This is a genomic window from Kitasatospora sp. NPDC054939 (genome assembly GCF_053610105.1).
Genome location: NZ_JBSGXP010000075.1, coordinates 18370 through 39438, shown reverse-complemented (window position 1 = coordinate 39438; position 21069 = coordinate 18370). Strand labels below are relative to the sequence as shown.

At 74.4% G+C, this 21069-nt stretch carries 17 protein-coding genes and 1 pseudogene; 11 read left to right on the top strand and 7 right to left on the bottom strand.

What is annotated here, in order from left to right:
* Positions 1-134 precede the first annotated feature (134 nt).
* Positions 135-1199, bottom strand: a complete 1065-nt coding sequence (locus ACWGB8_RS21640; RefSeq protein ID WP_452215171.1) for a glycosyltransferase family 2 protein — start codon at positions 1197-1199, stop codon at positions 135-137.
* A 161-nt stretch (positions 1200-1360) separates the two neighbouring features.
* On the opposite strand from ACWGB8_RS21640, the gene ACWGB8_RS21635 reads away from it, so the two are divergent.
* Both ACWGB8_RS21635 and thrS read left to right on the top strand, forming a co-directional pair.
* Positions 1361-2077, top strand: a complete 717-nt coding sequence (locus ACWGB8_RS21635) for a leucine-rich repeat domain-containing protein (RefSeq protein WP_452215170.1) — start codon at positions 1361-1363, stop codon at positions 2075-2077.
* A gap of 421 nt (positions 2078-2498) precedes the next feature.
* Positions 2499-3764, top strand: coding sequence for a threonine--tRNA ligase (gene thrS, locus ACWGB8_RS21630; RefSeq protein WP_452215169.1), 1266 nt, complete (start codon positions 2499-2501; stop codon positions 3762-3764).
* A gap of 3 nt (positions 3765-3767) precedes the next feature.
* On the opposite strand, the gene ACWGB8_RS21625 is transcribed toward thrS, so the two are convergent.
* Positions 3768-3977 (bottom strand): hypothetical protein, encoded by a 210-nt coding sequence (locus ACWGB8_RS21625; RefSeq protein ID WP_452215168.1) that lies wholly within the window; start codon positions 3975-3977, stop codon positions 3768-3770.
* Between the two features lie 701 nt (positions 3978-4678).
* On the opposite strand from ACWGB8_RS21625, the gene ACWGB8_RS21620 reads away from it, so the two are divergent.
* Both ACWGB8_RS21620 and ACWGB8_RS21615 read left to right on the top strand, forming a co-directional pair.
* Positions 4679-5503 carry a hypothetical protein gene (locus ACWGB8_RS21620; RefSeq protein WP_452215167.1) on the top strand — a complete coding sequence of 275 codons (825 nt, stop codon included), beginning with the start codon at positions 4679-4681 and terminating at the stop codon, positions 5501-5503.
* Positions 5504-5581: 78 nt separating this feature from the next.
* Positions 5582-6241, top strand: coding sequence for a ScbR family autoregulator-binding transcription factor (locus ACWGB8_RS21615; RefSeq protein WP_452215166.1), 660 nt, complete (start codon positions 5582-5584; stop codon positions 6239-6241).
* A gap of 49 nt (positions 6242-6290) precedes the next feature.
* On the opposite strand, the gene ACWGB8_RS21610 is transcribed toward ACWGB8_RS21615, so the two are convergent.
* Both ACWGB8_RS21610 and ACWGB8_RS21605 read right to left on the bottom strand, forming a co-directional pair.
* Entirely contained in the window at positions 6291-7316 is a 1026-nt protein-coding gene (locus tag ACWGB8_RS21610; RefSeq protein WP_452215165.1) for an ADP-ribosylglycohydrolase family protein, read from the bottom strand.
* A 644-nt stretch (positions 7317-7960) separates the two neighbouring features.
* Positions 7961-8763, bottom strand: a pseudogene (locus ACWGB8_RS21605) (class I SAM-dependent DNA methyltransferase).
* A 247-nt stretch (positions 8764-9010) separates the two neighbouring features.
* On the opposite strand from ACWGB8_RS21605, the gene ACWGB8_RS21600 reads away from it, so the two are divergent.
* The 7 genes from ACWGB8_RS21600 (at position 9011) to ACWGB8_RS21570 (ending at position 14828) form a co-directional block, all read left to right on the top strand.
* Entirely contained in the window at positions 9011-9823 is an 813-nt protein-coding gene (locus ACWGB8_RS21600) for a putative protein N(5)-glutamine methyltransferase (RefSeq protein WP_452215173.1), read from the top strand.
* A gap of 282 nt (positions 9824-10105) precedes the next feature.
* Positions 10106-10912: a uridine kinase gene (locus tag ACWGB8_RS21595; RefSeq protein WP_452215164.1), complete on the top strand. Its 807-nt coding sequence runs from the start codon at positions 10106-10108 to the stop codon at positions 10910-10912.
* On the top strand, positions 10909-11634 hold the full coding sequence (locus ACWGB8_RS21590) for a class I SAM-dependent methyltransferase (protein WP_452215163.1): 726 nt from the start codon (positions 10909-10911) through the stop codon (positions 11632-11634). The genes ACWGB8_RS21595 and ACWGB8_RS21590 overlap by 4 nt, the downstream gene beginning before the upstream one ends.
* Positions 11635-11720: 86 nt before the next feature.
* The gene (locus ACWGB8_RS21585) at positions 11721-12695 is read left to right on the top strand and encodes a DUF3626 domain-containing protein (RefSeq protein ID WP_452215172.1); all 975 of its coding nucleotides are present in this window, start codon (positions 11721-11723) and stop codon (positions 12693-12695) included.
* Between the two features lie 88 nt (positions 12696-12783).
* Positions 12784-13575: a GNAT family N-acetyltransferase gene (locus tag ACWGB8_RS21580; RefSeq protein WP_452215162.1), complete on the top strand. Its 792-nt coding sequence runs from the start codon at positions 12784-12786 to the stop codon at positions 13573-13575.
* Between the two features lie 160 nt (positions 13576-13735).
* Complete coding sequence (locus ACWGB8_RS21575) at positions 13736-14479, top strand: maltokinase N-terminal cap-like domain-containing protein (protein ID WP_452215161.1); 744 nt, start codon at positions 13736-13738, stop codon at positions 14477-14479.
* Positions 14480-14606: 127 nt separating this feature from the next.
* Positions 14607-14828 carry a hypothetical protein gene (locus ACWGB8_RS21570; RefSeq protein ID WP_452215160.1) on the top strand — a complete coding sequence of 74 codons (222 nt, stop codon included), beginning with the start codon at positions 14607-14609 and terminating at the stop codon, positions 14826-14828.
* A 4-nt stretch (positions 14829-14832) separates the two neighbouring features.
* Here the strand turns inward: ACWGB8_RS21570 and ACWGB8_RS21565 are convergent, their stop codons facing one another.
* The 3 genes from ACWGB8_RS21565 to ACWGB8_RS21555 all read right to left on the bottom strand — a co-directional run bounded on the left by ACWGB8_RS21565 (position 14833) and on the right by ACWGB8_RS21555 (position 20702).
* Positions 14833-15171, bottom strand: coding sequence for a hypothetical protein (locus tag ACWGB8_RS21565; RefSeq protein ID WP_452215159.1), 339 nt, complete (start codon positions 15169-15171; stop codon positions 14833-14835).
* A gap of 563 nt (positions 15172-15734) precedes the next feature.
* Positions 15735-16085, bottom strand: a complete 351-nt coding sequence (locus ACWGB8_RS21560) for a ferrous iron transport protein A (protein ID WP_452215158.1) — start codon at positions 16083-16085, stop codon at positions 15735-15737.
* Positions 16086-16202: 117 nt separating this feature from the next.
* Complete coding sequence (locus ACWGB8_RS21555; RefSeq protein ID WP_452215157.1) at positions 16203-20702, bottom strand: nSTAND1 domain-containing NTPase; 4500 nt, start codon at positions 20700-20702, stop codon at positions 16203-16205.
* Positions 20703-21069 lie beyond the last annotated feature (367 nt).

Sequence of the window (21069 nt, the reverse complement as noted above, 5' to 3'; positions counted from 1 at the left end):
GCCCGGTGATCGGGCCGCCCCGCCGCCGTGGTGTCCGGGGGCGCGGATGGCGCGGGTGGTGGCCGGAGCTACCTGTCCGGCGGGGCCTGCTCGCCCGGCCGGACCTGCTCGCCCGGCGGCTACTTGCCCAGCGGCTACTTGCCCGGCGGGACCGGCTGCGGCGCGGGCTGCCGGCGCTGCACCACCTGGCGCCGGTACAGCCGGTGCACGCGCTGCAGGGCCACGAACCCTTCCATCCGGTCGGCCAGCGTCAGCTGGTACTTCAGCCTCAGCAGCGAATTGCTGAGCGCATCGACCCGGTCCCGGCCGATCGCCTCCAGCAGCCGGCTCACGTGCTGCTGGAACGCCGCCCGGTACGCGCGGTCACCGTCCGGGACCGACCAGAAGTACATCGGGATCTCCTCGACCAGGCAGTTGTGGTCGTAGGAACGCAGATGGTCGCGGAACTCCGGCTCCGGACGCCCCTGCAGCCACTCCCGCACCAGCTCCATCGAGCGGACCCGGTCCACCACGACCTTCGGGTCGGTCTTCACCTGCGTGATCGACAGGTCGCCGGCCGTCTCCCGCATCCGCCAGTGGTAGATCGGGTCGGCGAGCACGTCCACGCTCTTCGCGATGTAGTGGTGCGGCACGCTCACCGGCGCGTCCTCGTACAGGATGCCCTCCGGGTACAGCACCCCGACCTCGTCGAAGAAGCTGCGGCGGTACACCTTGTTCCACGCCGTACGGTCGGTGACCAGCGACGGGACCTCGCTGATGTGCGTCTTCAGCCGGGTCTCGGTGAACGGCTTGGTGTGCGCCCCGGACGGGAAGTAGCCCGCCAGCCGCAGGCGCAGCGCCTTGCCGGTGCAGAAGTCCGAGCCGGTCCCGTCCAGGGTGCCCACCATCAGCTCGTACGCGCCCGGCGGCAGCGTGTCGTCGCTGTCCACGAACGCCAGGTACTCGGCGGCCGGGTCGATGTGCCGGTACCCCGTGTTACGGGCCGCACCGAGGCCCTGGTTGTGCTGCTTCACCAGGCGGAAGCGGGAGTCCTTCGCCGCGTACGCCTCGGCCAGCGCCGCACTGCCGTCCGTGGAGCCGTCGTCGACCATGACGCACTCGAAGTCTTCGAAGGTCTGGGCGGCGATCGAATCCAGGCACTCGACGAGATAGCTCTCGACGTTGTAGACCGGGACGACGACGGAGAGGCGGGGGGCCATCGGCTGCGCGGGCCTTTCGATCGGAGTCGGCGACCGGCCCCGCGGACGGGCGGCCGGGTCTCGGCCACCGTACGTGACCGGAATTCGGTCGAACCCTACCGCGACCAGCCAAGACGCCGGAAGCCGGGCAGCTCGGCGCCGGTGCGCGGGAGGATGGCCGGGTGACCGTACTCAACCTCTGGCGCCGACACCTCGGACACGCCCCGGCGAGCGTCTGGGACCACCCAGGCCTCGAAGTCCTCATCCTCGCCGACAACGACCTCACCGCCGTCCCACCCGACCTCGCCCGCCTCCACCGGCTGCGCACCCTCGACCTCGGCCACAACGCGCTCACCGCCGTCCCCGAGGAACTCGGCGACCTCCCCGCTCTCACCGACTTCCTCTACCTGCACGACAACGCCCTCACCCGGCTGCCCGACACCCTCGGACGCCTCGACCGGCTGCGCTACCTCAACGTCGGGGAGAACCGGCTCACCGCCCTCCCCGACACCCTCGGCGACATGACCGGGCTGGTCGAACTGCGCGCCCAGCACAACCGCCTCACCGCCCTCCCCGCGAGCCTCGGCCGACTGCACCGCCTGCGCGAGCTGTGGCTGCGCGGCAACGCCCTGACCGGCCTGCCCGCCTCCACCGCGGCCCTCACCGAACTCCGCCACGTCGAACTGCGCGACAACGCCCTCACCGAGATCCCGCCCGTCCTGGCCGGACTGCCCCGGCTGCGCAGCCTCGACCTGCGCAGCAACCGGCTCACCGCCCTCCCGCCGTGGCTCGTGGACCTGCCTGCCCTGGAGAAGCTCGACCTGCGCTGGAACGACCCCGAGCCCGCACCCGACCTGGTCGCCGCCCTCGAACGCCAGGGGTGCGTGGTCCTGCGGTGACTGGTGAGGGGGTGCGGGGGTGAGTGCTCCTGCGCTGAGTGGTGCGGGGGCGAGTGCTCCTGCGCTGAGTGGTGCGGCGGCGTGGGGTGTGAGGGCGTGGGGGTGCTGGGGTGCGTGTGCGGGCGAATAATCGGTCGCCGTGCGCGGAGTGCTCTTGCTAGCGTCACCCGCATGAAGCGCGCCGCAGTCGAGACGACGACGCCGGAGACACCCCCGGCGCGCTGACAGCTGTCTTTGTCCGAAGCCCCGGGGCGAGTGCCCCGGGGCTTCGCCGCTGCCGTCCACTCGCCCCTCGTTCGAGGTCCGACTTCGAGTCCCGAGTGGAGACACCCCACCCATGAACCAGCCCGTGAACCGGCCCGTCGACCCGCCCGTGAGCCGGCCCGTGAACCACCGCGTCGACCGGCCCGTGAGCCGGCCCGTGAACAGGTCCGTCGATCGGTCCGCGCAGCAGCAGCCCGCCCAGGAACCGCCGAGGCGCGACCACCGAAGGCTCGGCCGGGAGCTGGACCTGTTCGACACCGACCCGCTGATGGGCGCCGGGCTGCCGTACTGGCTCCCCGACGGCGCGGCCGTGCGCCACACCTTGGAGGAGTTCGTCCGCGAGAGCGAGCGCCGGGCCGGCTACCGGCACGTCCACTCGCCGGTACTCGGCAAACGCGAGCTGTACGAGGTCTCCGGGCACTGGGCCCACTACCGCGACGACATGTTCCCGCCGATGGCCCTCGGCGGCGAGGAGGTCGTCCTGCGGCCCAGTCTCTGCCCCCACCACGCGCTCATCTACCGCTCCCGCGCGCACAGCTACCGCGAACTCCCGCTGCGCATGGCCGAACTGGGCGGCATGTACCGCTCCGAGCTGTCCGGCGTACTCGGCGGCCTCACCCGGGTCCGGTCGATCCAGCTCAACGACGCCCACATCTTCTGCACCCCCGAGCAGGCCGCCGACGAGGCGCTCGCCGCCCTGCAACTGATCGGCGAGGCCCACGCCGCGCTCGGCATCCGGCCGGTCCGCCACCGGCTCTCCCTGCCGGGGCCCGGCGGGAAGTACGTCGACGACCCCGAACTGTGGCGCCGGGCGACCGCGTTGCTCGTCGAGGTGCTGGACCGCTCCGGCCTCCCGTACGAGGCGGTCGAGGGCGAGGCGGCGTTCTACGGACCCAAGATCGACGTCCAGATCGCCGACGGCGCCGGACGCGAGTCCACCCTGTCCACCGTCCAGATCGACTTCCACCAGCCGGTCCGCTTCGACCTGCACTACATCGGCGCCGACGGCGCCAAGCACCGCCCGGTCATGGTCCACCGCAGCGTCATCGGCAGCGTCGAACGCCTGGTCGCCCACCTCATCGAGCTGTACGGCGGAGCCTTCCCCGCCTGGTTCGCCCCCGTGCAACTGGTGCTGCTGCCGCTCACCGAGGCGGAGGTGCCGCAGGTCGCCGAGCTCCGGCAACGCTGCCTCGACCTGGGGCTGCGCGCCGAGGTCGCCGGGCCCGAGCACGGCACCCTGCCCGCCCGGATCCGCGCCGCCCGGCTGGCCCCGTACCAGGCGGTCGTCGGACCGCGGGAGGCCGCGGACGGTCTGGTCGCGCTCCGGCTCCGGGACGGCCGCCGCCTCGCCCCCCTGCCGGCCGGCGAGGCCCTGGCCCGGATCGGTGAGCTGGTGGCGGCCCGCAGCCTCGACCTCTGGTAGTCGCTAATGGCCGAGCAGTCCGACGAGGTCGTACCCCAGCCCGGCCAGCACCGGCAGTGCCCCGAGGTCGGTGACCGCCCCCACCGGGATGCTGTACCCCTGGTTCACCTCCCGTACGGCCGAGGCCACCTTCCCTGCCCGGGCCGCCCCGGTGGCCGTCAGCACCACGGCCACCACGCCGACCACCACAGCACTGCCGAGGACCTTGCGCATGCCCCTGCACCTTCCTTCGCCGACCGATGCTCGCTCGCCCCCTCAACGGCCGTCGCGGGACGCGGTCACCCTCGCGTCCGCCATTCGGGGGTGGGAGGCCGTCCGTGACCGTTCGGCGGCTGCCTCGCTCGCCCGGCGCCCGGCGCCCGGCGCCCGGCGGGGGCGGGAAGCGGGGGCGGGAAGCGGGCGGCGGGACGCGGCGTCGATGGGGGCGTCGACGGTGCCGGGCGCTGTCGGTGCCGGGGCTGTCGGTGGCGGGCTTCGCGATAGGGCGGTGCTCGGTGTCGGCGACCGGCTCGCCGAGTGGTCGGATCATCCGAGTTGTCGCGGAATTCCCGACTCGCCTGACGTGTGTCGGACTGCGGCCCTACCATCGGCCACGAGATCAGCCGCTCGATCCGATGAGGTCAGGCATGGACCAGCCGTACCGGTTCCCCCGGCCCCGGTCGGCGCCGGATGCCGTCCGGTGCCGGGAGTGCCCGGGGCATCCGATCCTTCCCGCGTCGTCCGTCGGCGGGCGGTGCCTGCGCTGCCGGCAGGAACCCCTGGCCCTGCCCCACCCCGTCGACCACCTCTGCCGGTACTGCCGCGGCGAGTGCGCCCAGTGCCGGACGCCGCTGCCGGAGGACTGCCGCCCCGGCGAGACGCTGTGCCGGGGATGCCGCGACGTCTGCGCCGACTGCGGGACCGCCCTGCCCCGCATGCCGCTGCGCGAACCGGGGTGGCCCGGCGCAGGCCGGCTGCGCCGGGGCGACGGCGACGAGCGCTGCCGACCCTGCCTCGGTGCGTACCTGACCGCCAATCCGGTGGCGAAGGTGCTCGCCGCCCTGCCGGCCGCACTGATGCGGGCCTGCGGGGGGAGCGCCGACGCGCTCGTCCGGGAGACCGTGTACGAGGAGTTGCAGCGGTTGGCGCCCGAGGTGCTGATCGCGCGGATCGAGCGGCGGTGGTGGACGTTCTGGTCGCACCGGCCGCTGCGGGTCCCGCGCAGCGAGGCGGACCAGGGGTACGGCCCGGACGACGTCGCGTACTGGCTGGTGCTGCCGCATCCCTGCCGGGAGGCGCAGTGCGAGGACGGCTGGCTGCTGGACGACAGCGGCGTCTGCCCGGTCTGCCGCCCGGCCGGGCGGATGGTGCCGGAGACGGTGGACTGGGAGCCGGAGCAGCGGGCCGACCCGGTGCGGGCGGCGGCGATCGCCGCCGACATCCGGCGCGAGCTGCGCTGGCGGCACGGTGCACCTCGGTCGGGGCGCCGTCGGCCGGCAGGTCCGGGGTCGGGCCCGGGGACGGTCCCAGGGGCCGGGTCGGGCGCCGACTTCGGGTTTGACCCCGGGCTGGGATCCGGGCGCGGGTCCGGGTCCGGACATGACTCGGGGACCGGGGCAGAACGCATGGGCGGTGGCCTTTCGGGTGGCAGGGGCGGCGACGGTGGCCGGCCGGGTGGCGGGGGGTCGCACGACGGCGACCCGCGCGAGGGCCGGGACGAGCGGCAGGACCCCTACGGCCGGTGGGATCACGGTCGGTGAGCGGACTGTGACGCTGATAAGATACGGACTGTTTGGTTTGTTTCCGCCTCGGTAGGAGCGGCAGGGGAGGGGGCGCCGGTGGCGCAGCAGGAACGCGCGCTCCGTACCCGCCGGGTGATTCTGGAGGCGGCGGCCTCGGTCTTCGACCAGTACGGCTACGCGGCGGCGACGATCGGCGAGGTGATCGCCCGGGCCGGAGTGACGCGCGGCGCCCTCTACTTCCACTTCGACTCGAAGCAGAAGCTCGCCGAGGGGGTGCTCGAAGAGCAGTTCAAGCAGGAGCCACTCCCGGCCCGTCCCTGCAAGCTGCAGGAACTCGTCGACATGAGCATGGTGATGGCCCACCGCCTTCCGCGAGACCCGCTGCTCAGCGCGGGCGCCCGCCTGTCACTCGGTCACGACGCCTTCGACGGCACCCACTGCAGTAGCGCCATCCCCGGCTGGATCGGGCGGGCCGAGACGGTGCTGACCGCAGCCGGCGAACAGGGCGAACTGCTGCCGCACATCGTCCCCGCCGACACGGCCTGGCTGCTCGCCGCCTCCTGGACGGGCGCCCAGATCTACTCCCAGAAGTTGACCGAACGCTCCGACCTGGAGCAGCGCATCGCCGCCCTGCTGGAACACCTGATGCCCAGCATCGCCGTACCGGGCGTCCTCGCCACCCTCAAGATCCACCCTGGTCGGGGCGCCGACGTAGCCGCCGAACTCTCCACCCTCCGGAGCGCCGCGCCCGCCTGATCCCGTCCTGCCCGGCCCCCGGTGCAGTCGGCGGCTGATGTTCAGGGTGTCATCGCCCGTCCAATCGGTGGGCGAGGTCGACGAGTTCGCCGACTCGCAGTATTCGCCGGCCGGGCCCGGGCAGTGGAACATGCAGGGGTGCCGTCCACCGCTCGGGAATCGCGTCGAGTCCGTACCGCGCGCCGGCCAGCCCTCCGGTGACCGCGGCCACCGTGTCGGTGTCGCCCCCGAGATCGATCGCCGCCCGGAGAGCCCCCTCGAAGGTGCCGGTGGTCCGCAGGGCCCAGGCCGCGGATCCCAGGCAGGGCCAGACGGCGCCGTTGAACTCGGTGGCCTGCTCGGGGTGCCAGTCCGGGGCGAGCACGACGGCATAGCGCGGCCGGTCGAGGGGGTGGACGGCGGCCAGGACCTCCGGCAGCGCGGTGAGCGGATCGCGGCCCTCGAAGGCGAGCCGCAGCAACTCGTGGTAGACGGCGGTTCCCTCCCAGGCGGCCCGGTCCCCGTGGGTGAGCGCGGCGAGGCGTCGGGCGGCCTCCATGGCCGCCTCCCGTCCCTCGCGGGCGAAGCGTACGGCCGAGGTGGTGGCCCGCATGAGTGCGCCGTTGCCCGCTGCGCGGAGGTTCACCTGGAAGTGGCGCGCGGCCGCTCGGTCCCAGGGCAGACCGCTCGTGAGCACCTCCTCCGTCTGGATGCCGATGTCCTTGGGGTCGGCGGCTGCCCAGCGCCGGAAGCGGTCGAAGACGTCCGGCAGGTCCAGCCCGCCGTGCTCCAGTAGGGAGTGTGCGACGAGGACGGCCATCTGGGTGTCGTCGGTGGCCTCGCCCGGTTCCCAGCCGCCGCCGCGCATCTCGCTGCCGGGCTCGTCGTCCCCCGTCGGTGCGCGGTCCGTTTCGCGTCCCGTCCGATCTCGGCCCGATCCGCCGGGTCCGGGGCTGTCCGTGCCCGGGCGTCCCGGGAACCGCGCCGAGAAGACGCCCGGTGGCCCGAACTCGAAGGGTGCTCCGAGGGCGTCGCCGACGGCCGACCCGACCACCGCGCCGGCGGTTCGGCGGTCGCGGGTAGGTGTGGTGATCATGCGGGGTCCTCCGGTGCTCGGGCGGTCGAGGTGGGTCTGCGTGCGGGGTGAACAGCGGCCCGAACCCGCGCGGTCGGTGCCGCCGACTGGCGAAGCGTCAGGTTGTCGGACGGTGGAGTGTGGAGGGGTGGGCGCCGGCTTGCGGTGATAACCGGACGGCGATGCACCCGAGGTGACGGTCCGGGTCACCACCGGCCGTGGCCGCCGGGGACGGGGACGGGTGCGGACGAGGGCGAGGCGCAGGGTCACCGGCATCCACGCCGACGTTCGGGGGGCGCGTGCGGGGGAGCGCACGGGCGGTCAGGTGCTGCATGGCCCGGGATGGTTCGGGGTTGCCGTAGTCGTCGTATCGCATGTAGGCATCCTGACCTGCCGATCCCCGTTCCCACGAGTGCAATTCGGCACCCTTTTGCACGGCCGTTCGGGGGAATCGCGCCAGCCGATGTGCACAGGTGGCAGGCCGGACACCGCGGGACGCGCCGATGCCACTGCGGAACAGCACGGACCCTCGCCCGGGGTCCGGTGCGGGGCTGCGGTGACGGGGCCGGACGGCGCGGGGCGCCCGGTTCCCGCTGCGGGCATGGTGACAGGGACCGCGACGCCCTGCGAAGCCGTCAGCGGGGAGGCGCCCGCCGTCGCGCCCGCTACGTGCCGACCGGCCGGCGGGCCAGCAGGTGGGCGCGTTGCACCTTCTCCACGCCGCCGGCCTGCGGCTCCCGGACCAGCCGGGCCTGCACGGTCAGTCCGGCCGCCTCCAGGAGGGCGGCGACCGGTTCGGGCCGCCGCTGGTAGTGGTCGAGGTCGATCGCGTGGCCGAACGCCTCCTCGCGGTGGAGGCGGACTTCGTCGCCGGTCTGGAACACCAGCAGCAGGTGTCCGCCGGGCGCCAGGACCGGTGGAACCCGGCGAACACGCCCGGGAGTTCCGCCGGGGGCAGGTGGATGGTCGAGTAGAGCGCGACGATCCCGGCGAGCGAGGCGTCCGGCAGGTCCAGGTCCGTCATCGAGCCCACCTCGAACCGCAGCCCGGGGTGGTCCCGGCGGGCCAGCGCGATCATCGCCGGGGACAGGTCGATCCCGATCGTTTCGAGTCCGCGCCGGTTCAGCCACGCCGTCACCCGCCCGGGGCCGCAGCCGATGTCCGCGACCGGCTGGCCGCCGAGGTCGCCCCGCACCGGGGCGCCGGGTCCGGCGCCGGTGTCACCGCTGCCACCGGCGCCCACGCCCGTTCGCCCCTCGTCGCCAGCGCACCCGCCGCGCCCCGTTCGGCCCGTAGCGCCCGCTCGGTCCGGGAGCGGTGCGGGCGGCCGTACCAGTTCGGCGAAGGCCGCCAGCATCGCCCGTTCCAGCGGGGCTCCGGCCAGCTCGTCGTCGAAACGGGCGGCGTAGTCGGCCGCGATGGCGTCGTAGGAGGTCCGTGTGGCTTGCAGGTGGCCCGGTTCGTCCATGGCGGACCACCCTATCCGCGGACGCGGGATGCGGTAGTGTGCTCCAGTCCGCTCAGAGATCGCCCGGAGGAGGTGAGACCCATTACCGCAGTGTCAGGTCGGGTACTCCCCTCCGGCGGCCGGACGGCCGCGTCGGTCTAGCGGCCGAGGGAGACCCGCGGTACTCCGAAGGAATCCCGTGAACCCCTCCCGCTCCTCCCGCTCTTCTCGTACCGGCGCCGCCGGTCGTCTCTGCTCCTCCACGCGCCTGCGGTCCGCCGTCGTCACCCGGCTGCGCTCCGCCGGCTGCGTCTTCGCCGAGGACGAGGCCCGGATGCTGCTCTCCGCCGCCCGGACGCCCGCCGAGCTCGCCGGCATGGTCGACCGCCGAGCGGCCGGACTCCCGCTCGAACACGTCGTCGGCTGGGCCGAGTTCTGCGGTCTGCGGATCGACGTCGACCCGGGCGTCTTCGTTCCCAGGCGCCGCACCGAGTTCCTGGTCCGCCAGGCCGCCGCACTGATCGGCCGCTCCGGTCGGACGCACTCCGTCGCGGTCGACCTCTGCTGCGGCACGGGTGCCCTGGGCGCGGCGCTCGCGACGAGCCCGGTCGCCCGCGGCGGATCCGGCTCGCCCGGGACGCTGGAGCTGCACGCGAGCGACATCGACCCCGCGGCCGTCGCCTGTGCCCGCCGCAACCTCGACGGCATCGCCACCGACGTCCACCGGGGCGACCTGTTCGCCCCGCTGCCGGACCGGCTGCGGGGCCGTGTGGACGTCCTGCTGGCGAACGTCCCGTACGTTCCCACCGGTGACATCGGGCTGCTGCCCGCCGAGGCCAGGGAACACGAGGCGCTGGTCGCGCTGGATGGGGGCGGGGACGGCCTCGACGTCCTGCGCCGGGTGGCCGACGGGGCGCCGCAGTGGCTCGCCCCGGGCGGCAGCCTGCTGTTCGAGACGGGGGAGCACCAAGTGCCGTTCGCGCTCGGGGTGGTGGCCGGAGCGGGGCTGGCGGGCCGGGTCGTGGAGAGCGAGGAACTGTACGCGACCGTGGTGATCGCCACTCGAACGAGTGAACCATGATCCGGCTCTGCCCGCCCTGAGCTGCGGCGTTGTTGTGAGGTCCGGCGATAATTCGTTCGCACTCCAGCTCGATGCCGATTAGACAGGGCGTCATGACAGCCGACGCCGTGCCGCGCTCAGCCGGGCCGCTGCGGTCGGGCCGCCGCACGCCGTACCCGGCGTACCGCGGCCCGGCCGACGCCGCCCGGCCGACCTGACCGTCGGCGCCCGTGCCCGGGCGCCGACACCGGACGACCGCCGCCCGTCGACCGGGCCCCGCGTATCAGCAGAAAGGCGCACTCCATGCCGACCGTGCAGTACTCCTCCTCGACCTGGCAGCAGCCGAGTCCTGCGCCGGCCTCGTCTGCGCGCAGCGAGCTGATCGAGCAGACCGCGGCACGTGTCCTCGCGCTCGGGGCCGGCCGCCTCCTGGTCGGGATCGACGGTCCCACCGCCGCGGGCAAGACCAGCTTCGGCCACGAACTCGCCGAACGCATCGCCGAGCTGGGGCGGCGACCGGTCCTCCGGGCCACCCTGGACGACTTCAAGAAGCCCTGGCGGGACCGCCACCTCTACGACCGCGAGTCCGGTCGCGGCTACTACCGCAACGCCTACGACTGCGCGGGCGCCGAGCGGCTGCTCCTGGGCCCGGTGCGCTCCCCGCAGGCGGAGTCCTGCTCGCTCTGCAGCATCGACCCGCTGACCCAGATCGACCACTCCGCCGAGACCACTCCGCTCACCCCCGACACGGTGCTCGTCGTGGACGGCGTGTTCGCGTTCCGGCCGGAGGTCGACGACCACTGGGACTTCCGCATCCGGCTGCAGGTCGACGACGAACTCTCCGTCCGCCGGGGCGCGGTACGGGACCGGAACTGGGCGGGTTCCGACGCCGAGTCCATCCACCGGGACCGCTACCTGGTCGCCGAGCACCTGTACGTCCGGGAGACCGACCCGTTGTCCCGGGTGGACCTGCTGGTCGACAACTCCGACTTCGCCGCCCCGCGCCGACTGACCCCGCCGGCGCCCCGCTCGACCCCGGGCCAGGAGCCCGCAGGTCGAACGGACGGCTCCCTGCCGATTCCCGCGGCTGCGCCGGACGGTGCGTCATGAGCGACCGGGGCCACCTGTCCACCACCCGGGAGGCGTACGACGCGGTGGCGGCGCTCTACGCCGAGCTCTTCGCCGACTCGCTCGCGGGCCAGCCGCTCGACCGGGCGATGCTCGCGGCCTTCGCGGAGTCGGTCCGTGGCACCCCCGGCGGCGCCGGCCCGGTGGCCGACGTCGGCTGCGGTCCGGGGTGGGTGACGGACCATCTGCGGCAACTCGGTCTGGACGCCTATGGCCTCGACCTCTCGCCGGCGATGATCGCCCTGGCCCGTGCGGCGTACCCCGAGCTGCGCTTCGAGCTCGGCAGCCTGACCGCGCTCGACGCGACGGACGGCTCGCTCGGCGGGATCGTCGCCCGCTACTCGCTGATCCACACCCCGCCCGGGGAACTGCTCGACATCCTCCGCGAGTTCCACCGCGCCCTTGCGCCCGGGGGCCACCTGCTGGTCTCCTTCTTCGCCGACCCGGACCCGGACCCGGACCCGGTCGCGGACCCGGACCCGGACCGGGTCACCGATCCCGGCGGGCCGGCCACCGATCCCCCCGCCCCGCAAGCCTTCGACCACAAGGTCACCGCCGCCTACCGCTGGACACCCGGCGCCATGGCCGACCAGCTCCGCAGGGCCGGGCTCACCGAGACGGCCCGCCTGGTCCGCCGACCGGAGGAGACCGAGCGCTTCCTCCAGGCGACCCTGATCGTCCACAAGCCCAAGGAGAACCCATGACGCCGTCGAGCAGCCGAACCGCGGGCCCCGGAACCCCGCAGCAACGCGCGCTGCGCCACGTCGAGAGCCTGGCCGTGGGCAGTGCGATGGACGACAGGCTGCGGGTGACGCTCAACTTCCACCCCGACCGCCTGGTCCAGGGCGTGCCGGTCCTCCAACGCCTCGTGGCGGACGGTGTGTACAGCTCCCAGTTCGTCACCGGTACCAGCAACGGCGGACTGACCGCCTTCCCGGGCGGAGACCGCTGGCGCTGGGAAAGCCGGATCTTCGACGGCGCCTACGACCGGGCCGCAGCCCACGAACGCCCCGTCTACGGCGCGCTGAACTTCCGGCACAAGCCCGTCGGTGCTGCCCCGCGCTTCGGATCCGCCCACTTCCGGCTGAAGTCCGAGGCTCTCGCCCGCACCACCTTCTGCTACCCGGACAGCTACCTGGAGCCCACCGCCTTCGGCGTCCACACCCGGATGGCGCTGATCGCCCTGGCCGAGGCCGACCGGCAGGACGCCCTCGACGACTACATCGAGGCCCAGGTCCACGGCCCGGTGCGACTCGACCGGGACGTCGAGGCCCTGGTGCTCGACCCGTGCTACCGCGACACCCCGGTCGAGGAGGCGGCCCGGCAGTTCGCCTGCCCCCTCGAATGGCACGGAGGGTTCCGGCTCACCACCGAGGAGCTGCGCCGTCATCCCGACTACCGGGGGCCCGCATTCGTGGAGCTGGGCGCGGCCGTCGCCGTGGACGGGCGGCTCGACCCCCGGATCGTCGGCGAGGCCGACCGCTCGGGCGACCACGACCCGCAGGCACTCAAGCGCGTCTGGCACTACCTGGCCCGCTTCGGCGCACCGGCCACCGAGGCGGAAGCCGCTGCGACGGCGGAGACCGCGGCCGCCGAACCGGGGGCGCAGGCCGCGGCACCGGTGACCGCAACCGCCGTACCGGGGGCGCTGGCCGTGCCCGAGGCGCTGCCCGTCGCACCGGGGCCCGCCGCACCGGAGGTCGCGCTCGGCATACCGGGCACCCGGCCGGCGCCGACCCTCGGGTCGCGCGCGGCCGGAGCCTGAGGACTGCCCGCGGGGCCGGCCGGTGACGGCCGCGCCCCCACCCCGATTCTCGGTTGCCCGACAGCCGGGCGGATGATGGAGTTCCCGAATGGATCATGACAAGGCGCTCGCCCTCTTCGACGAACAGTTGCGCCGCGAGGCGCGCCCCGACGGCCCGCAGGCCCGGATCGAGCGGACCGGCACGGTGGTGCGGCAGGTGGGCGGCGCCCACGTCTGGCAGGGCGTGCTCTGGTCGGACCTGGCCTCCCTCAACGCAGCCGAGGTCGACGCCGTGATCGCCGAACAGGTCCGGCACTACGGCGCCCTCGGAACGGACTTCGAGTGGAAGCACTACTCCCATGACCGTCCGGCCGACCTCGCGGACCGGTTGAAGGCGGCGGGCTTCACCCCCGAGGACCCCGAGACCGTGATGGTCGCGGGGGTCGAGGAGACCGTCGCCCGGCTCGCCGACACCGTCGTGCCCGAAGGCGTCCACCTGCTCCCGGTGACCGACGAGGCCGGGCTCGACCTGGTGATCGAAGTCCACGAGAAGGCCTTCGGCACCGACGGCTCGCGTCTGCGCCGCCGCATCCTCGCCCAGCTCACCGACACCCCGGACACCGTCACCGTGGTCGTGGCGATGGCCGGCGACACCCCGGTCAGCTCGGCCCGGATGGACCTCTGCCCCGGTACCGGCTTCGCCGGGCTCTGGGGCGGCGGCACCGTCGAGGCGTGGCGGGGCCGGGGCCTCTACCGCACCCTGATCGCCCACCGTGCCCGGATCGCGGCAGAGCACGGCTACCGCTACCTCCAGGTCGACGCCTCCGACCAGAGCCGCCCGATCCTGGAACGCCTCGGCTTCGCGGCGTTGACCACCACCACGCCGTACCTGTACGGCTGAACCGTCAGCCCGCGTCGTCCGCCTGCGCGTCCACCCGGACGCCGTGGCGTCGTGACGCCGGATGTCACGATGCCCGGACGCCGTGCGTTGCCACGCCCCGACGCCACGACGCCCTGACGCCCCTACCCCCAGTTGCCCGACGGAGAAGGACCCTCACCGCATGGCCGTCATCCACCACACCACCCTCAGCCCGAGCAAGATCGAACTCATCGCCGCATGGCTGCCCACCCGGCCGTGGTACCGGGCCGGTGGCGGTGCGCCCCAGCCGGTCAAGGCCGGCGGCTTCCGCCTGGACGATCCGGACGGCGAGGTCGGCATGGAGTTCATGGTGGTCACCGATGCCGCCGGCCCGGAGAGCACGGCCTACCTGGTCCCGCTCACCTACCGGGGAGCCCCGCTCGAAGGCGCCGAGCACGCCCTCGTCGGCACCATGGAACACGGCGTTCTCGGCCGGCGGTGGGCGTACGACGGCTGCCACGATCCGGTGCTGATCGCGCAGCTGTTCGCCCTGGTCGAGGGCCGGGCGGTGGCCCAGGACCAGAACGCCACGGACACCCCCGACCCCCAGGTCACCTGTACCTTCACCGGGGCCGCATCCCTCGGCGGCCCGGCGGACCGGGTCCGACCGGCGGACGCGTCCGTCGCCACTGCCACTGCCACTGCCGCCGTCGCCGACGATTCCGACGGCACCGAGCTGCGCACCCCGTACGGCGTCACCCTTCGGCTGAATCGGGTGCTGCAGCCGATTCGCGACGCCACCGAACACACCGCCGAAGTCGCCGCCGGCCAAGCCCCGGACCAAGCCCCGGACCAAGCCGACGCACTCGGCCACGTCGCCGGCTGGTGGCAGCAGCCGGACGGCACGCGGGTCCGCGGACCGTTCGCCGTGCTCCGAGCCGAGTAGGTCGCCCGGCGCGCCACGCCGTTCCTGCGAACCGAAATGGCGTGGCGCGCCACGGTCGGGGCGTGGCAGGGTACGGCTGCCGGTTTCAGCGTTGGCGCACCTGGATTGACCCAGCCGAGAGGAACCCATGCCGCGTCCGTCCGACTTCACCTTCGAACAACGCTCCGACGGCACCGTCACCGTGTGGCACCGGGGCAAGGTGGCGGCCCGGCTGCGCGGGCCGCGCGCGGCCGAGTTCCTCGAAGAGGCCGCGAGCGGCGACCCGCAGTTGGTGATGGCCCGTTGGACCGGCAACTACAAGCGCGGCAACGAGCGCACCGCCGCCCAGCATCCGCGCAACCGCCGCTGACCCGTCACTGTGCCGCCCGCACTTCGGCCTCGCGCGCGGCGAGCGCGAGGGCGAGCACCCTCGCGCGGTACGGGTTGCCACCGTCCAGCGCCCGCGCCACCGCGACCGCCTCGTCCAACAGCGCGAGCCGCGCCTGCGGGGAGGTGCGTACCTCGGGGAAGAGCGTGGCGTCCACCAGCACCCGGGCCAGCCTCGACCCGTACACCTCGGGGGAGACCTGCGTCAGTAGGCGGTAGACCCAGAGGCCGCGCGGGCCGCGCAGCACCCGTCGGTCCGTGCTGAGCAGCAGCATCCTCGCTCGGAGCACCGCATCCTGATCGACCGTCACTGCGTCCTTGTCCACCGTGTCCCCTTTGCTCGCTGGTTCGTCCTCCTCCCGCCCCGCCGCGACCTCCCGCGTCGGGCGAGTGGGGCAGCAGGGCAGCACGACGTACGCACCGGCGCCCGCAAGCAGGCGTCGGCACGGAGCCGGGGAGGGGATGACGTCGAGTCTGCGGGTGCTCGGCAGGTATGGACAAGGGCAAACCCGAGTGCTCTCGGTCCTACCGGGAACACCCGTTGACGAGGCAGAATGGAGTCGGTTCGCTTCCGGAGCGGCCATCGGAGCGACCGGCACCCCGGCACCCGACACTCCGGCACGAGCCACCCGGCAGCGCCGGGGCGGCACCGGCCCGCCGGCCCGGGACGGCCACCCCTCGCGCGGGATCCCCCCAGGCCACTTGCTGTCAGCTCAACGATCGGCGCGGACAGTTCGCGTGTACGGGCTGGCCGGAGCACGGGGGGCGGGTCATGATCTGGTACATGCTGGCCGAGGCCGGAGGGGAATCAGCCCTCGCCCGGCCGACCCCGTCCCACCCTCCACGCCCACGAAGGGCCGGCTGCGCGGCTGATGGCCCGTAAGTCCCGCTACGCGGTCGGGTGCCGGGGCCGGAGGTGGCGGCTCCAGATCTGCGCCTTGCGGTAGGGGCCGCAGCCGTCGCTGTCGTACTGCGGGTGGTCGAAGACGACCCGGTACACCAACTCGCCGTCCTGCGCACGGGGGTGCTCGACGGGCTCCGGCGCGCCGGTGTCGTCCACGGTGCCGGGGAACTCGACCGGCCAGGGTCCGTCCCACTCCGCCTCGCGGATCACCGTGACCCGGCTGCGGGGGGCCAGGGCATCCGTCGGCCAGACCGACTCCAAGGGGCGGCCGAGCACCTGCTCGACGGCTCGCCGGTCCGCTGTATTCGACGTGCCCGGGGGAAGATCATCAACCATGCCCCAGTGTCCCCGGGGCGGAGTCGCCGTCGCCACCGGCTATGGAGCGGGGCCGGACGTGCCGGCCGATCCGTGTCGAGCGCCCGGTGGGAAGGCTCGGTGCGATCGGGCACACCTCTACGGGCATGTCGACCGGTACGGTTCGCCGGGGACCCAGCGCTCCCAGTCCGGCCGGGCCACCGGGGCGCGGAGGGTGGCACAGGCCGAGGCTTCGGCCGCTGCCGGGTCGACGCTCCAGATCGGCGCTGCGCCGTTGTCGCTGCCGGTCAGGATCGAACGGCCGTCGGGGAGGAACACCAGGGCGTTGATCGGCCCGCCCCGGCCGGTGATCGTGTGCAGGGGGGTGTCGGGGCCGTCGGGGTCCCAGAGCCGGACCGCTCCGTGCAGTCCGGCACCGGCGATCGTCCGGCCGTCGGGGGAGAAGGCCAGGGCCTGGACGGTGTCGCCGTCCACCGTGAACGGTTCCGCGCGCAGCTTCCTGGCATCGGTCGGCCCGGCCGGCAGTCCCGGGGGAGGAGTGACCTTCGGACTCGACGACGGGGACGCCGCCGCGCCGTGCACCGGCTCCCAGATCTGGACGGTCCGGTCGTCGCCGTAGGTGGCGATGCGCCGACCGTCCGGGCTGACGGCGATCCGGCGGACGTAGTCGCTGTGCTGCATGGTGCTCGCCCAGGCGGGGGTGTCCCCCTCGACCGACAGCAGGTGCACGGCGGCGGTGTCGCCGGCGAACGCCACCCGGTCGTTGTCGAGGAACGCCAGCGCGTGCAGCGGTCCGACCACGCCGTGCGCTCGCCGGTGCAGTGCCAGGGCGGGCCGGGCGGTTCCGGCGGTGGCGGTGGCGGTGGCGGAGTCGGTGGTGTCGGTGGTGTCGGCGGGGAGGGATCCGGTGAACAGGGCGCCGCCCGCCGTGCCGACGGCGAGCCGGCGGCCGTCGGGGCTGACGTCGAGGGAGGTCACCCGGCCGTCCACCCGGGTGGCCGCCAGCTCGGAGCCGTCCGAGGCCCGACGGATCCGGACCGTCCCGTCCGCCTCGGCTCCGGCGAGGACCCGCCCGGCACGGTCGAAGGCGAGGGCGGTCACTGCTCGGCCGCTCGGCGCCGACGTGTAGAGCACGCGGTGCTCGCCGTCGAGTTCCCGCAGCGCGGTGCGGCCGTCCGCCGTTCCCACGGCCGCCCGACCGCCGCCGCCCGCGCCCGCGTCCCGGCCGGCGCCCACTCCGCCAACGCCGCCCACTCCGCCAACGCCTCGGACGCCGCTGACGACGGCGACGGCGGTGACCGGCGGCCGACCCGGGCCCGGTGCCAGGTCGGGGGTTCGGCGCAGGTCCCAGAGCAGCACACTGCCCGCCGGTCGGCTGAAGCCGGCCGAGGTGACCACCGTGCGGTTGTCGCCGCCGACGGCCAGGCCCAGGACGAAGGTGGGGTGGCCGCGCAGTTCGGCGGTCATCCGGCCGTCGGCGAGGTTCCAGACGCGGGCCGCCTGGTCGCCTCCGGCCGACACCAGGGTGGCCCCGTCGGGCATCAGCGCCAGCGCGTTGACGGCGTCGGTGTGCGCATCGGCCAGGTCGGTCACCGCCGTGGCCGAATCTGCCGCGGCCTCCGGTGACACCACCCCGTCCGGAACCGCAGGACGCCAGAGGCGGATGCCACCGGTCCCGTCGCCGACCGCCAGCAGCGAGCCGTCGCGGGCGAACGCCAGCGACCGGGGGTCGCGCACCCGCCCCAGCAGTGCCGAGGACGGCTCGGCGGCGCCGTCGGACGGACGACCCACGGCCGACGGACCGGCCTGCGCCACCGACGAGGCCCCACCCGGCGCACCCGGCGTACCGCCCGACATACCGCCCGACGCTCCGTCGCCGGCCCGACCCGAAGCCCCACCCGCCACCTCACCCGGCCCTCCGCCCGAAGCCCCACCCGCAACCTCACCCGGCCCTCCGCCCGCAGCGCCGCCCGAAGCCCCACCCGCGACCCGCTCCACGTCCCGCACCACCACCGTGCCGTCGGTCGAGGCGCTCGCGAGCAGGCGGCCGGGGCCGAACGCCAGGGCCTGGATGACCCCCTGCTGGTCGGTGAGCGTGCGGACCGGCAGCTCGGCGGCCCCGGTGCGCCACACCCACACCCGCCCCGGCAGGTCGGAGTCGCTGCTCCCCGCCGCCAGCAGCCTGCCGTCCGCGCTGAAGGCCACCCGCTTGGCGACCGACGGCTTCCCCGTGGTGCTGAGCGGCATGACGGGAGAGGGCAGCGGTCGACGTTCGGCGGGGTTCCAGAGCAGGATGCGCCGTGCCTGGTCCCGGGTCAGGACGGCCGCCAGGACCGTGCCGTCGGGGCTGAACCGCAGGTCCTGCACCGGTGAGCCGATCTCTCCCAGCAACTCGGCCGCCGGTTGGAGCGTGTGCGTGTCCCAGAGCCGGACCCGCCCCCTGGAGTCGCCGGTGGCCAGCAGCCGTCCGTCCGGGCTGAGCGCCAGCGCGTTCACGCCCCACTCGAAACCGCCGATCCGCCCGGTCAGGTACTGCGCCTGCGCGCTGAGGACGGCGTCCTCCGCCTGCTGCCGCAGTTCCGGCTGTTCGGCCGGGGCCAGCCGCCGGGCCTGGACGGACTGGAGTACGGCCGCATACGGATCGCGGGGCGCGTTCTGTGTCGCGTCGGCCACCAGGGCACGGGCCAGGTTGGCGCGGTTGGCGGTGGCCGCCGCACCCCGCTGGTACCAGCCGAACGATCCGGCCAGCAGGGCGAACACGAGCAGCACCGCCAGCGCCCCGGCCAGCCGGCGCAGGGTCCGCACCCGGCGCCGTTCGGCCGCCCGTTCCAGTCCGGCCCGTTCGGTGGAGGCGGTCAGGAACTCCTGCTCCAACGTTGACAGCAGGTCCCGGTTCCCGCCGTCCGCCGCCCAGTGCTCGGCCGGCTCCAGCCGGCTGCCCCGGTACAGCAGGGCGGGGTCCCGCCGGGCCTCGGCCCAGTACTCGGCGTCCTGGGCGAGTTGCTGGTGCAGCCGCAGTCCGGCCCGGCCGTCCTCGATCCAGCCGCGCAGCCGGGGCCAGGCGCGCAGGAGTGCCTCGTGCGAGAGGGTCACCCCGTCGGCGTCCAGAGTGATCAGTCGGTCGGCGGCGAACGAGGCGAGCACGTGTTCCAGCGGTCGCGGGTCGGCACCGGCGGCGAGCAGGCGTTCCCGTGCCACCCGCCGGCGGGCGCACTGGCCCTCCGGCCCGAGGTGGACCAGGCGCAGCAGTACCCGCTGCGCGACGGACCGTTCGGCGGGTTCCAGCCGCTGCCAGGCGCGTTCGGCGGTGGCGGCGACCGAGCCGTGCACCCCGCCGATCGCCCGGTAGCCGGCCAGCGTGAGCGAGCGGCCCGTCCGTGCCTGCCACACCGCCCGCAGGGTGTGTGCCAGGAGCGGCAGCGCGCCGGGGTCGTAGCCGGACGGACGGGTGTCGGGGCCGTCGCCGGGTGATGCGCCGCGGCCGCCGCTCCTGTCGGCGTTGCTGCCGTCCGCGCTGGGGCTGTCACCGTGGTGACCGTCACCGTTGCTGCCATCACCGCTGCGAACGTCGGCGCCGCGGGCGTCGTTGCGGCCTCCGTTCGGCGCGGCGGGGGAGCGGTGGTCCACCCCGGCCATCCCCACCCCGCTCCCGCTCCCGGTCCCCACCCCGCTCCCGCTCCCGGTCCCCACCCCGCTCCCGCTCCCGGTCCCCACCCCGCTCCCGCTCCCGGCGCCGCGGTCCGGACGGCCGACGTGCCCCGGCGAGCTGTCGGAGGTCAGCCCGAGGTCGGTCAGCAGCAGTTCCAGCAGCCCCGGTTCGAGGTCCAGCCGGGCGCTGCTCGCCGGCGCGGTGATCGCCTCGGCCAGCTCGCCGGGGGTCATCGGGCCGAGCGCCGCCTGCCCGTGCCGCACCGCGCGCAGCAGGCCCTCGTGCGCCAGGCAGTGCCCGTACAGGTCCGCCCGGACGCCGAGGACGACCAGCCGGGAGCCCTGTGGGCCGGCCTCGTGGCAGAGCTCGTCAAGGAAGGCCCGCCGCTGCTCGGGATCGGTGCAGAGCGTGAAGAGTTCCTCCGCCTGGTCGACGATCCACACGGCGGCCCGGTCGGCGGCGGGGGAGTGTAGCTGTTCGAGGGGCTGGGCCGTCGGCGTGAGGACGGCGGGCGCGGTCGGACCGGTCGCCGCGAGGTCACCGCGCCGCAGGGCGGGCACCAGCCCGGCCCGCAGCAGGGAGGACTTCCCCGCCCCGGACGGTCCGACCACGATCACGGGCCCGCCGCGGTCCTCGGCCCGGTCGGCGAGCAGCCCCAGCAGTTCGGCCCTGGCCCGGGCCCGTCCGTGGAACCAGCGCTCGTCGGCCGCCCCGAAGGCCGCCAGCCCCGGGTACGGGCAGAGACCCTGGGTGGCGAGCCGCAGCAGCACGCCGTCCGCGCGCAGGGCGCGGTCGCAGGCACGGGCGAAGTCGGCGGTGGCGGGCTTGTCGCCGTTCTCGACCTTGCTGATGTGGCTCTTGTCGTAGTGCACCTGCCGGGCGAGTTCGGCCTGCGACCAGCCCGCGGCCAGGCGCTGTTCGCGCAGTGCGGTGCCGAAGCCGAGCGAGTCGCCCGGCTCGCGGCTGCCCGCCTGCCCCTGGGGGCCCACCCGTCCCCGGTGGGGGCGGGGGCCCTCGCCGGCGGCGGCATGCGGTTCGCCTGCCGCGGCCCGCCCGTCCTCGCGACGGTGTTCCTGACTGGGCGTCCGGTCGTGCCGTTCCCGCGCCATGGTGGCTGCCCCCCGGTTGTCCTCGGCTCAGCCCGGTCAACGACGGCCCGGGAGCGGGGTCACGCGTGTGCGGACAATCCCCTCGTTGGAGTGAGAGCAGCAGGTGGGAGGGGTTGTCGCGGGGTCGGCTCGGGGCGACAACAGGCAACCGGTTCATCCCGGCCGGCGATCGGGCGAAGCTCTCACCGGGCGGTCGACCACCACCCGCCGAGCAGCGGCGGACCCGGCGAACGACCAGCCGCAGCAC